The 12,139-nt window shown below is 40.6% G+C and carries 11 protein-coding genes and 1 pseudogene; 9 read left to right on the forward strand and 3 right to left on the reverse strand.

Annotation, left to right across the window (positions count from 1 at the left end; all coding sequences use genetic code 11):
* Positions 1–276: 276 nt before the first annotated feature.
* Positions 277–821 (forward strand): annotated as a pseudogene (locus FPL17_RS06920) (1-acyl-sn-glycerol-3-phosphate acyltransferase).
* A 142-nt stretch (positions 822–963) separates the two neighbouring features.
* A complete protein-coding gene (locus FPL17_RS06925; RefSeq protein WP_004807814.1) occupies positions 964–1,713 on the forward strand; it encodes a YebC/PmpR family DNA-binding transcriptional regulator in 750 nt (249 codons plus the stop codon).
* Between the two features lie 44 nt (positions 1,714–1,757).
* Here the strand turns inward: FPL17_RS06925 and FPL17_RS06930 are convergent, their stop codons facing one another.
* Both FPL17_RS06930 and FPL17_RS06935 read right to left on the reverse strand, forming a co-directional pair.
* Entirely contained in the window at positions 1,758–2,228 is a 471-nt protein-coding gene (locus tag FPL17_RS06930) for an Lrp/AsnC family transcriptional regulator (protein ID WP_004661600.1), read from the reverse strand.
* A 457-nt stretch (positions 2,229–2,685) separates the two neighbouring features.
* Positions 2,686–3,456, reverse strand: a complete 771-nt coding sequence (locus tag FPL17_RS06935) for a glutathione S-transferase family protein (RefSeq protein WP_005189386.1) — start codon at positions 3,454–3,456, stop codon at positions 2,686–2,688.
* Positions 3,457–3,814: 358 nt separating this feature from the next.
* On the opposite strand from FPL17_RS06935, the gene FPL17_RS06940 reads away from it, so the two are divergent.
* The 7 genes from FPL17_RS06940 (at position 3,815) to ychF (ending at position 11,446) form a co-directional block, all read left to right on the forward strand.
* Complete coding sequence (locus FPL17_RS06940) at positions 3,815–5,026, forward strand: SfnB family sulfur acquisition oxidoreductase (protein ID WP_159884152.1); 1,212 nt, start codon at positions 3,815–3,817, stop codon at positions 5,024–5,026.
* 13 nt (positions 5,027–5,039) lie between these two features.
* The gene (locus FPL17_RS06945) at positions 5,040–6,263 is read left to right on the forward strand and encodes an SfnB family sulfur acquisition oxidoreductase (protein WP_159884154.1); all 1,224 of its coding nucleotides are present in this window, start codon (positions 5,040–5,042) and stop codon (positions 6,261–6,263) included.
* Entirely contained in the window at positions 6,263–7,675 is a 1,413-nt protein-coding gene (locus FPL17_RS06950; RefSeq protein ID WP_159884156.1) for an LLM class flavin-dependent oxidoreductase, read from the forward strand. The genes FPL17_RS06945 and FPL17_RS06950 overlap by 1 nt, the downstream gene beginning before the upstream one ends.
* Before the next feature lie 27 nt (positions 7,676–7,702).
* A complete protein-coding gene (locus FPL17_RS06955; protein ID WP_005189398.1) occupies positions 7,703–8,533 on the forward strand; it encodes a MetQ/NlpA family ABC transporter substrate-binding protein in 831 nt (276 codons plus the stop codon).
* Between the two features lie 11 nt (positions 8,534–8,544).
* Positions 8,545–9,615, forward strand: a complete 1,071-nt coding sequence (locus FPL17_RS06960; RefSeq protein WP_005189409.1) for a methionine ABC transporter ATP-binding protein — start codon at positions 8,545–8,547, stop codon at positions 9,613–9,615.
* Positions 9,596–10,255 carry a methionine ABC transporter permease gene (locus FPL17_RS06965; protein ID WP_159884158.1) on the forward strand — a complete coding sequence of 220 codons (660 nt, stop codon included), beginning with the start codon at positions 9,596–9,598 and terminating at the stop codon, positions 10,253–10,255. Before FPL17_RS06960 ends, FPL17_RS06965 begins: the two co-directional genes overlap by 20 nt.
* 99 nt (positions 10,256–10,354) lie before the next feature.
* A complete protein-coding gene (gene ychF, locus FPL17_RS06970) occupies positions 10,355–11,446 on the forward strand; it encodes a redox-regulated ATPase YchF (RefSeq protein WP_159884160.1) in 1,092 nt (363 codons plus the stop codon).
* A gap of 88 nt (positions 11,447–11,534) precedes the next feature.
* On the opposite strand, the gene FPL17_RS06975 is transcribed toward ychF, so the two are convergent.
* Complete coding sequence (locus FPL17_RS06975; RefSeq protein WP_159884162.1) at positions 11,535–12,104, reverse strand: hypothetical protein; 570 nt, start codon at positions 12,102–12,104, stop codon at positions 11,535–11,537.
* Between the last annotated feature and the right edge of the window lie 35 nt (positions 12,105–12,139).

The following is a 12,139-nucleotide window of genomic DNA, read 5'->3' on the forward strand; positions in this document are numbered from 1 at the left end:
CTTAAATCATATTTTATGTATGATTAATGCTGCCTGATCTTAGTCAAATTTAACTTAAATTACAAGCAGATGATTTTATCAAATTACTGAAAATAATGTTAAAAATCATAAACTGCGCTGATTCTATATGATCTTTGCAGCTTGAGTAAAGATCATATTGCACTATTTTGATCATTAAAAAGACATCCAAATTTCTTTTCATCTGGTGTTTTCGGATATGTATTTTCCTAAAAACTCGTATTACACTGCTGCAATTCATTGCCTCTGATGACGAATATGAGAAAAATTTTAGGAAAATCTATTTTTAAAGCAACAGGTTGGGAATATAACGTTGACCCAAGCATTTTAGAAAAAAACAAGTCATTATTGGCTTTGAGCATACCTCAAATCTAGATACGATCCTCTCCCTCGCTTTATTTGAAATTTTAGAACTTAAAATTCATACCCTGATCAAAAAGGAATTATTCAAAGGTCCGTTAAAACCAATCTTAGAACGTTTAGGTGGCATCCCTGTCGACCGTAAAGCCAATAAAGATATCGTAACGCAAATGGTTGAGCTGTTTAATCAAAATGACAGCTTTAATCTGGTGATTGCGCCTGAAGCAACACGTGCAAAAGATGGTGAAGAACGCAAACCCATCCGCACTGGTTTTTGGCATATCGCCAAAGCTGCCAATGTGCCAATTCTTTTGATGTATGCCAATGCACGCACTAAACAAGGCGGGATTTTAGGTAAAATTTACCCAAGCGATTTACAATCAGATCTGGAAAAGATCAAAGCGCTTTATGCGGAATACGACATAGACGTAAAAATTAACTAAATTATTCCGTCTATTTGATCAATCTTTGATACTTGATCAAGATTTTAAATTTTGAATATGAGCTTCGAGAGTTTTCAACAAAACCATCGCTATGCTAATATTCCTGCACTTTTTTGAGTTTTAATTTTTTGGAGTTACTTCCATGGCGGGTCATTCTAAATGGGCCAATATTAAGCATCGTAAAGCGAAACAAGATGCGAGTCGCGGTAAAGTTTTTACTAAATACATCCGTGAAATCGTGACTGCTGCAAGATTAGGCGGTCCAGACGCAGCGAGTAATCCTCGTTTGCGTGCTGTTGTTGAAAAAGCACTTTCAGTAAATATGACACGTGACACGATTAATCGTGCAATTCAACGTGGTGCTGGTGGTGAAGATAATGATGATTTAAAAGAAATCACTTATGAAGGGTATGGTGTTGGTGGTGTTGCAGTTATTGTTGAAACAATGACAGACAACTTAAACCGTACTGTTCCAGATGTGCGTCACTGTTTCAGCAAAACCAACGGTAATTTGGGGACCAATGGTTCTGTTGCCTACTTGTTTACCAAGCGTGGCGAAATTTCTTTTGAAGATGTTTCTTTAGAAGACAAAATCATGGATATCGCATTAGAAGCTGGTGCAGATGATATCGAGATTGATGAAGACAGTATCTTGGTGATCACTAGCCCAGAGAGCTTTGGTGATGTTCAGGATGCCCTTACAGCAGCAGGTTTAAAATCTGACAATGCTGAAGTTGTAATGAGCCCTTCTACTAAAGCTGAGATCACCGATATCGATCAAGCGAAACAAATCTTGAAAATGATTGATATGCTTGAAGATCTTGATGATGTTCAAAACGTCTATACCAACGTTGAATTCTCTGAAGAAGTTTTAGCTCAACTTGATGCTTAATTCTTTCAGATGATAAAAAAATGCATCTTTTTAGATGCATTTTTTTATAGCTTATTTAAAAGTTTATAGCAGTTAAATACGTTATATTCCTTGATCACGAAGCTTGAATGTAGAGCGACGACACTATCAATCTTACCAATACGTCGTAATAGAATTTCACTATAGTCATCCATATTGCGTGCCACCAATTCCAAAATAAAATCGGCACTCTGCCCTGTCACTAAAAAGGCATTGGTCACTTCTGGTATATCTTCAATTTCTTGTAAGAACTTATCAAAAGTTTCACTGTCGTGTTTGCTCAAGGAAACCTGCAAAAGAATATGTAGGCTAAAACCGAGTTTATTAAAATTAATTTCGCGTTTAAGCTGTCCCATTACTTGGGATTCAATTAAGTTTTTGATCCGACGATGCACTGAACTAACCGAAAGATTAATACGCTCTGATAGCTCATTCAGATTGACATCTTCATGGGTCAAAATTTCAAGAATTTGTTTATCAAAACGATCCAATTCCATTCTACAGTCCTCACTTTCAATCGATGTTTCTATCGGAACTGCTCACTCAGTAATTTTTAAGGGTCAAGGGAAAACATTCGTTTAACTTTTGACGATGCTGCATGGATAACGCAAACATGATTCCGATAAACTTTTGGTTTATCTTTGTCTCAAAGCCGAAACAAGACCTTTTGAGCAACTGTTCAACTGATCTCCCAATAGTTGAACAACTCGTTTCGATCCCCATCACACCCTGAAACATAAGATAACAAAGCCTTTTTATAATTATTTCCCTCTTTTCAGTTTTTTTAAAGTAAATTTGGCAATAATTTCTAATATTTTCTGCTTAAAACGAATTTTCTTTTAAAAATTAATTTTATTCATCCATTGTTTTTTATTTTATTGGTCATTTTTCTATTTTTTTCCCATAAAAAAGCCCCGATTTTATTCATCAGGGCTTTTCGACTCAAAATTTGATTTACAAACCACGCCAATCGACGCGTGCATTACGCTCAGTCGCGTAAATACGCTGAACGTATTGCCCAATCGGCAGATCTGATAAATAGTCATAATATTGCTTCAGTTCGCCATCAAACTGTTCAATATCGTCATTCTCGAGTTCCCAAGGCGTGCCTTTGATCACCAATAACGGTGCAAGAATAGAACAGACTGAAATATCCGCTAAACCAAGCCGATCACCAACCATATAACGCCCTTGATTATCAATCAAACGCTGATTCAGATCGCTAATTAACTCGGTCATACGTAACTTGGATTGAGCAACTTTTTCAGGGCTCAATTTATAGTTGGTCGAAACCAGACTTTTTAATATTGGTTTAGAAATCTTCTCAAACTGACGTAAATAACCTTGTTCACCCATCATGATTTCAAGTGGATGATCACCCACTGACAGTGCATGTGCCAATGACCAGCGACGAACATGTACACCAAGTTCATCAGTCAATTTGTCAATTTCTAAAGCTTGCTCGCGTAACTGCTCATCACGTCTTAATAACGCATGTTCAGGATATGTCGTATCAAGATATAAAGCGATTTGTGTTGAATCAGCAACCCACCGCTTATCATCTTTCAGCATTGGCAATAAATATTGCCCAGACTTTAGATAAGTAAACGCACGATGGAAACCTGGAATTAAATTATGTGCCACATAGTCCAATTCCTTATGATCTAACAACCAGCGAGCTTTTTCACAATAGTGGGACAAAGGAAATTGGTATAAAACCCGCATAAACTCTCCAAATTTATTTTTCTACTCGATCAAACATAAGGTTTTCCCTACTTTAGAAGTAAAAGTTAATGAATACAATGTCCTTTTCGTTCGATCTTTTTGAATTTTGGCGAAGTCGCTTTATAAATTTTCATGGTGAGAATATTCCTCTCATTCATAGAAAATAAATTTTTATACTGCTTAACAAATCAACTTAAAATTCAAATCATTGTTTTATATAAATATTCAATATTAATTTTTCTGTTATTTTTCTCATAAAAAATGCTTAGGAATTATTGTGATATACAAGCCATAACTGATGGTTTAGTTGAAAAGTAAAACTTTTGTAAAGTGTCTCTTATCTATTAGAGGTGCTCACATGTCCAGTAATCAATCAGTGATTCAAGTTCAAACACAACTGATTTCAAATGATCAGCAGGCCATCAATGCTGCCTATCAAGTTGCTGACTTTGCATTAGAAGATCGAAATAATCGTGATCAAAATCGTGTTCTACCCACCGAACAAATCATTCAGTTTAGCCAAAAAGGTCTTGGTGGAATCCGTGTACCACAACAATATGGTGGTGCTTTTGTCTCAAATAAGACCTTAGCCCATGTGTTTCGTATTTTAAGTAAAGCCGATGCCAATGTTGGACAAATTCCGCAAAACCAATTTGGGTTATTAAATTTTATTAATATTACAGGTTCAGATGCACAAAAACAGTTTATCTACGCTGAAATTCTTGCAGGTAAACGCATTGCCAATGGTGGACCTGAAAAAAACTCTAAAGACACCAAAGCCATTCAAACCACGTTAAAGTTTGAAAATGGTCAATACCTTCTAAATGGGGAAAAGTTTTATTCAACTGGGACCAGCTTTGCAGATTGGTTAGCGATTCGTGCCCTACACCCAGATGGCTATATCGTATTGGCGATCGTTGATCGACATGCGGCTGGTGTTGAAGTGATTAATGACTGGAATGGCTTTGGGCAACGTACTACAGCCAGTGGAACGGTAAAACTACACAACGTTGTCGTTGATCCTGCACTATTTTTTGATGAGCGCATTATTGCCGACACCCCAAATGTTCGCGGTGCTTATTCTCAACTTTTACAGGTTGCCATTGATGTTGGCATTGCCGAAGCAGCTTTTGATGACACCTTATCCAGTATTCGTAAAGCACGTCCAATTGTGGATGCAGGTGTAGAAAAAGCCAGTGAAGAACATTACACCTTACAAGAAGTTGGCAAACTCAATATCCTGCTCGATGCTGCCATTTTATTACTGGACGATGCTGCCGAATATCTAGATGAACTGGATCAAATCGCTAAGATTTCTGCCGAGCAAGCCGCGCGCGCCTCTATTTTAGTGGCAGAAGCAAAGATCTATGCCAATGATGCTGCCCTGCATATCTCAGAAAAACTACTGGAACTTGGTGGAAGCCGTGCCAGCCTGAGCCAACATAATCTTGATCAGCATTGGCGCAATGCTCGCGTACATACCTTACACGATCCTGTGCGTTGGAAATTCCATGCCATCGGTGACTATTACCTCAATGGTACACACCCTGCCCGCCATGCCTGGATTTAAGGAGCAAAACATCATGACCTCTTATCAAGAACTACAAGGTTTTGCCAAAACCAATTTTAAAGCAGCGCATGTTATTCAGAGCGATAGCGAAGCTCTAGAAATTGCGACTCAACTCAGTCAACAGTTTAAACAAGCGGCGGTTGAACGTGATGCCAATCGAAACTTGCCGTTTACTGAAATCGAAACCTATAGTCAGTCAGGTTTATGGGCAATTACGGTACCTAAGCAATACGGCGGTGCAGAGGTTTCCAGTCTAACCGTAGCCAAAGTCATTGCCCTGTTTAGTGGTGCGGACGGTTCAATCGGTCAGATTCCACAAAACCATTTTTATGCATTGGAAGTATTACGCAATACTGGTACGGAAGCGCAAAAGAAACGCCTCTATCAAGAAGTGTTACAAGGTGCGCGTTTTGGTAATGCGCTGGCTGAGTTTAAAACCCGTACTTCTGCACATAAGCAAACCACATTGATTCCAAGTGAAAACGGCTATCTGATTCAAGGGGAAAAATTTTATTGCACAGGCAGTCTATTCGCCCATCGTATTCCAACCTTAGTGGTGGATGAAGCAGGTAATGAGTTTCTGGCTTTTGTACAACGCGACAGCCAAGGCCTTGAGCTGATTGATGATTGGTCTGGTTTTGGTCAACGCACCACAGGCAGTGGTACAGTCAAATTTAATCAGGTCTTTGTTGCCAAAGAAGATGTCATTCCTTTTGATACCGCATTCAAGCAGTTGTCATTAGTCGGACCATTTGCACAAATCATGCATGCTGCGATTGAAGTTGGGATTGCCCGTGCCGCATTTGAGGAAACACTACAACGCGTGCGTGTGGCTCGCCCTTGGATTGATGCCAATATTGATTCCGCCACTCAAGACCCTTTAACCCTGTCTGAGCTGGGTCGTGTGGCAACCGATGTCAAAGCCAGCGAATTACTCCTTAAACAAGCAGCTCGATCTGTTGATGCTGCTAAATATGAGTTGAATGCTGAGACCTTGGCCAAAGCCTCGATTGATGTTGCAAAAATACGTGCACATAGTACTGAAACAGCATTAAAGGCATCATCGAAACTGATTGAATTGGCGGGTAGTCGTGGCAGTCAACGTGCAGATGGGTTGGATCGTCATTGGCGTAATGCACGTGTACATACCTTGCATGATGCTGCACGCTGGAAATATTACTTTATCGGTAATTATGTGTTGAATGGCATTCTGCCGCCACGTCGGGGGACTTTGTAATGAGTCAAATGACTGCTAAAAAAATCTTGTTAAATGCCTTTGATATGAACAGTGTCGGTCATATCAATCATGGCTTATGGACGCATCCGCGTGATCAATCACATCGCTTTAATGAGCTGAGTTATTGGACCGAATTGGCACAGACTCTGGAACAAGGTTTGTTTGATGGCTTATTCCTTGCTGATATTACAGGTGTTTATGATGTCTATCAGAATGGCATCGATCTCACCCTGAAAGAATCGATTCAGTTACCAAGTCATGATCCTTCTACCCTAATTTCGGCGATGGCTTTGGTCACGCAGAATTTGAGTTTTGGCGTGACCGTCAATCTCAGCTATGAACAGCCCTACCAATTTGCACGGCGATTTGCCAGTCTTGATCATTTAACCCAAGGTCGTCTCGGCTGGAATATTGTCACAGGTTATCTGGATAGTGCCGAACGCTTAATTGGGCAAAAAGGTTTAAAAGATCATGATGCGCGCTATGATCAAGCCGAGGAGTTTTTACAGCTTTGCTATAAATATTGGGAAGGTTCTTGGGAAAATGATGCCTTAAAAAAAGATAAACAACAGCGTGTTTTTACTGATCCGAACAAGGTCCACTCGATCAATCATCAAGGGCAATATTACCAAAGCCAAGGTGTGTTTCAAGTTGCGCCTTCCGTTCAACGTACTCCAACACTCTTCCAAGCAGGTGCTTCACCGAAAGGACTACAGTTTGCCACACGCCATGCCGAATGTATTTTTATTGGTGGTGATCAGCCTGAAAAGATTCGTCAGCAAGTTAATAAAATACGATTACAAGCACAGCAACAAGGTCGAGATGAAGATGCAATTAAAATCTTTGTCGGCATTACCGTGGTGGTGGCTGAAACACATGAACTTGCCCAGCAAAAACTGGCTGAATATCGCCAATATGCCAGCCCTGAAGCAGGTTTAGCACATTACGCCAGTTCAGTCGGAATTGATCTTGCCAAGTTTGCAGATGATGAAGCGATTCCTTATCAAAAGAGCAACAGCATTGCTTCTGTCAATGAAAAATTTAAAGAACAGCGTATTAGTAAAAATGACTTAAAAGCACAGCATGTTTTAGGTGGACGTTATCCGCTCATCGTCGGCAGTGGCACTGAAGTTGCGGAATACCTGATTGAACTGCTTGATCAGACCGGCATTGATGGTTTTAACCTGACTCGTACGGTTGCACCAGAATCACACCATGATTTTATTCAACTGGTAATTCCTGAGTTACAGCAACGTGGACGTTATAAAACTGAATATGCCACAGGTTCACTGCGGAACAAACTGTTTGCCCAAGGCGATCATTTAGCTGCAAGCCATCCTGCTGATCAGTTCCGATGTAGACCGCATAACAACGCAGATGACCTAAAAATAATTGAAGAAATTAGTGCTTAACATTTAAGAAAAGAATTGGAGAAATATATGGCTCAAACAGCCTCTAAAAAATGGCTTGGTATTGGCCTTGTCGTCGTTGTTGCGATTATTGCCTTATTGATTTGGAATAAACAAAGACAGAACCATAGCAGTGAACTTGTGATTGGGATCAGTCCTTCTTTTGCCCATCCATTGCAAGTTGCAGTGGATGAAGCCAAACAGCAAGGTTTGAATGTCAAATTGGTCGAGTTTTCCGATTGGAATACGCCTAACATCACTTTGAATCATGGTGATATTGATGCGAACTTTTTCCAGCATCAACCTTTTTTGGATAATGCCATTAAAGAAACTGGCTTTAAATTAAAGTCATTTGCTGCGGGTGCGGCTTCACATGTTGGACTGTATTCAAAAAAATATAAAAGTTTTGATGAACTCCCGAATGGTGCCACTGTTGCGATTCCGAATGATCCTGTCAATCAAGGCCGTGCTTTATTGCTATTGCAACAAGCCAAGTTGATTGAGCTGAAAGACAGCAACAATCACCTTTCTGCACTGAAAGACATTACAGCGAATCCGAAGAACCTGAAATTTACCGAAGTTGAAGGCCCTCAAACTGCGCGTGCGATTGATGATGTTGATCTCGCTTTTGGCTATCCACATTACTTACGTTTAGCCAAAACGGCTGATCCTGAAAGTGCCTTATTGTTTGATGACAACACCAATAAACGTTATGCGATTTTATTTGTGGTTCGCGATGACTATCAGGACAAGGACAACAAACTACAGAAATTTGTCGAGATTTATCAAAACTCACCCAAAGTTAAAGCGGCCTTAGATAGCGATTTCGGTCCAACGTTGTGGTTCCCAGGTTGGAAATAAGGAGAACAATCATGGTGAGTTTTGGTTCACAGGTCGATTTTTCAGTCCCGCATCTGAAAATACGCAGTTTAAATAAGTTTTATGATGTACAGGGCCAACGCTTACATGCCTTAAAAGAGATTAATATCGATATTCCCAAAGCACAGATTGTCGGAATTATCGGAAAAAGCGGAGCCGGTAAATCTTCCCTGCTCCGCACCCTAAATGGACTGGAGTCAATTGATAGCGGTAGCATCCTGATTCATCAGCAAAATATTGCTGAACTCAGCCATGCCGAGTTGATCAAAACTCGGCAGAAAATTGGCATGATTTTTCAGCATTTTAATTTAATGTCTGCCAAAACGGTGTGGGAAAATGTGGCTCTACCACTGCGGATCGCAGCTTATGACAAGGCTGAGATTGAGCAACGGGTCAGTGATGTCCTGACACTGGTAGGTTTGGATGCAAAACGACATGATTATCCCTCGCAACTGTCAGGAGGACAGAAACAACGTGTCGGTATTGCCCGAGCCTTGGTGTCGCAACCTGAAATCCTGCTCTGTGATGAAGCCACTTCTGCACTCGACCCTGAAAGTACCGCCAATATTCTGGCTTTGCTGAAACAGATTAATCAGGAACTTGGTTTGACGATTGTCCTGATCACCCATGAAATGCAGGTCATCCAGGAGATTTGTGATCAGGTGGTCGTGATTGATCAGGGTGAAATTGTTGAAGCCGGGCAAGTCTGGTCGGTATTTTCCAATCCGCAACAACAGATCACACAGGAATTACTCAATTTTGAACAGGTGAATTTACCCTTTGAGTTGAGCCAAACCATTCTGCCTCAGAGTACGCATCAGATTTTAAAATTGAAATATGTCAGTGAATCGAAATCGGTGCCTGATTTATATGAACTATTGAATGGCTTTAATAGTCCCGTTCAGGTGTATTACAGTCAAATTGATAGCATTCAGCAACGTACCATTGGCTCATTAATTATCGGGATTCGCAATCTCGACTTTGATCTCAACCACTCACAATCTGAAAAACATCCTGCAATAACACAACTTGAGGTGATCGGTTATGTACAATCAACTCATTGATCTACTACTGACAGGAACCACCGATACTTTGATCATGGTCGGTGTTTCTGCGATTCTCGCTTTTTTGATTGGTCTGCCAATTGCCTTAATTTTGGTGAGTACTGCTGATTTTGGGATTTATCCTTCCAAGAAAATCAATCAGTCCTTAGGCTGGATCATTAACATCACTCGATCAGTCCCCTTCCTGATTTTGATGGTGGCTCTGATTCCATTTACCCGATGGATCGTCGGTACCAGTTATGGGGTGTTAGCTGCAGTTGTACCCTTAACCATCGCCGCGATTCCATTCTTCGCCCGTATTGCAGAAGTTAGTCTACGTGAAGTCGATCAAGGGTTGATTGAGGCAGCACAAGCGATGGGCTGTAACCGCAAGCAGATTCTTTGGCATGTATTGCTTCCTGAAGCTTTGCCAGGGATAGTTGCAGGCTTTACCGTGACTATTGTCACCATGATCAGTTCTTCTGCCATTGCAGGTGCGATTGGTGCTGGTGGTTTGGGCGATATCGCCTATCGCTACGGCTATCAACGTTTTGATATGCAAGTGATGCTTGCGGTGATTTTAGTCCTGATTGTTTTGGTCATGTTGGTACAAACCACAGGCGATAATATTGCCAAACAGCTCGATAAACGCAAAGTTTAAGCTCGAAATAAAAATCCACACTCGCCATGACCTGACTTTGTCATGGCTTTCATGTAAAATCAGCAGCAATTTTTAAATAACACATTTGTGAGTGGTTTCATGGGTTTTAATTGCGGTATTGTTGGTCTGCCAAACGTAGGTAAATCTACATTGTTCAATGCATTAACAAAGGCAGCGATTGCAGCTGAAAACTTTCCGTTCTGTACCATTGAACCGAATACAGGTATTGTTCCTGTTCCAGATCCACGTTTAGACAAACTTACAACGATTGTTAAACCGCAACGTGTTATTCCAACCACAATGGAATTTGTTGATATCGCAGGTTTGGTTGCTGGTGCATCAAAAGGTGAAGGCTTGGGTAACCAATTCCTTGCCAATATCCGTGAAACAGATGCCATTGCCCATGTAGTTCGTTGCTTCGAAGATGAAAACGTGATTCACGTAAATGGTAAAATTGACCCATTAGATGACATTGCAACCATCAACACTGAACTTGCACTTGCTGACCTTGATACCGTTGCTAAAGCGTTATTACGCTTAACTAAAGCAGCAAAAGGCGGCGATAAAGAAGCGCTTGCAACTAAAGCAGTGTTAGAAAAAATCCAACCTTTACTTAATGAAGGTAAACCAGCGCGTGCAGCTGACCTTTCTGATGATGAACGTAAAGCAGTCCGTGGTTTTGGTTTAATGACGCTTAAACCAACGATGTATATTGCCAACGTGGCAGAAGACGGTTTTGAAAATAATCCACATCTTGAAGCGGTAAAAAAACTTGCTGCTGAAGAGAATGCCATTGTTGTACCACTTTGCAACCAAATCGAAGCTGAAATTTCATTATTAGAAGATGAAGATCGCGCTGAATTCTTGGAAGCGATGGGCATGGAAGAACCAGGCTTAAACGTCGTGATTCGTGCAGGTTATAGCTTACTTGGCTTACAAACTTACTTCACTGCTGGCGTACAAGAAGTTCGTGCTTGGACGGTTAAGGTCGGTGCGACTGCGCCACAAGCAGCTGGTGTGATTCACACTGACTTTGAAAAAGGCTTTATCCGTGCTGAATGTGTGGCTTATGATGATTTCATCCAATATAACGGTGAAAATGGCGCCAAAGAAGCAGGCAAATGGCGTTTAGAAGGTAAAACCTATGTCGTTCAAGACGGCGATGTATTACACTTCCGCTTTAACGTATAAATCAGTTTTTTGATTTCCAAACCGCCAGTAATGACCTTATTGGCGGTTTTTTTATTTGCACAATGATAACTACAATTTTAATAGCCCATTAATTCAATAATTTTTGCAATTGCTGAGTCACATGCTGCCGTGCTTTTTTCTGCTTGAAGATCGTCGGAATATGCAATAAAAAGAATGAATAACGATATTTTTTATGGTCACGCAAAGCTTCACTCAAATAATGATAGAGCTCAATTGCGGCTTCACGGTGAAAGGCCCATAAGGCCTGTTGCCGATACATCACCACATAATAGGCATCATTCGGCCAGTTCAATTCATGTTTCTGCCGATAACCACAAGATGCACATATCACCCCACCCCGACTTTGCACGGAATAGCGTGTACTCCAAGCTGTTGAACCATAACCTTCTGGTAAGTCGTGGATCTGGTCAATAGCGCTAGAAAGATTCGGATAATAAAATGCAGCATGCCAGAAACCACCACAAGCATCCTGAAAACGCGCATATTCAAAATCTGTATGCTGCTGAAAATAATCGACATCTTTTTTTAACGGAATCTTCGCCAATCGGGCAAATTCAAAATCTGCCTTGGCCTGACATGCGGGACACTTAATGTTTAATTTGCAAGGTAATGACCAATATTCGTAAATTCCTGTCATGTGTTTTTTAATTCTGACTACTACATTTGAATAGA

Origin of the sequence: Acinetobacter dispersus (assembly GCF_009884975.1) — a bacterium.
Classification (GTDB): Bacteria; Pseudomonadota; Gammaproteobacteria; order Pseudomonadales; family Moraxellaceae; genus Acinetobacter; species Acinetobacter dispersus.

Excerpts from the sequence above, each read along its gene's own strand:
- FPL17_RS06925 (WP_004807814.1), top strand. The coding sequence starts at position 964 with ATGGCGGGTCATTCTAAATGGGCCAATATTAAGCATCGTAAAGCGAAA.
- FPL17_RS06930 (WP_004661600.1), bottom strand. The coding sequence starts at position 2,228 with ATGGAATTGGATCGTTTTGATAAACAAATTCTTGAAATTTTGACCCAT.
- FPL17_RS06935 (WP_005189386.1), bottom strand. The coding sequence starts at position 3,456 with ATGCGGGTTTTATACCAATTTCCTTTGTCCCACTATTGTGAAAAAGCT.
- FPL17_RS06940 (WP_159884152.1), top strand. The coding sequence starts at position 3,815 with ATGTCCAGTAATCAATCAGTGATTCAAGTTCAAACACAACTGATTTCA.
- FPL17_RS06945 (WP_159884154.1), top strand. The coding sequence starts at position 5,040 with ATGACCTCTTATCAAGAACTACAAGGTTTTGCCAAAACCAATTTTAAA.
- FPL17_RS06950 (WP_159884156.1), top strand. The coding sequence starts at position 6,263 with ATGAGTCAAATGACTGCTAAAAAAATCTTGTTAAATGCCTTTGATATG.
- FPL17_RS06955 (WP_005189398.1), top strand. The coding sequence starts at position 7,703 with ATGGCTCAAACAGCCTCTAAAAAATGGCTTGGTATTGGCCTTGTCGTC.
- FPL17_RS06960 (WP_005189409.1), top strand. The coding sequence starts at position 8,545 with ATGGTGAGTTTTGGTTCACAGGTCGATTTTTCAGTCCCGCATCTGAAA.
- FPL17_RS06965 (WP_159884158.1), top strand. The coding sequence starts at position 9,596 with ATGTACAATCAACTCATTGATCTACTACTGACAGGAACCACCGATACT.
- ychF (WP_159884160.1), top strand. The coding sequence starts at position 10,355 with ATGGGTTTTAATTGCGGTATTGTTGGTCTGCCAAACGTAGGTAAATCT.
- FPL17_RS06975 (WP_159884162.1), bottom strand. The coding sequence starts at position 12,104 with ATGACAGGAATTTACGAATATTGGTCATTACCTTGCAAATTAAACATT.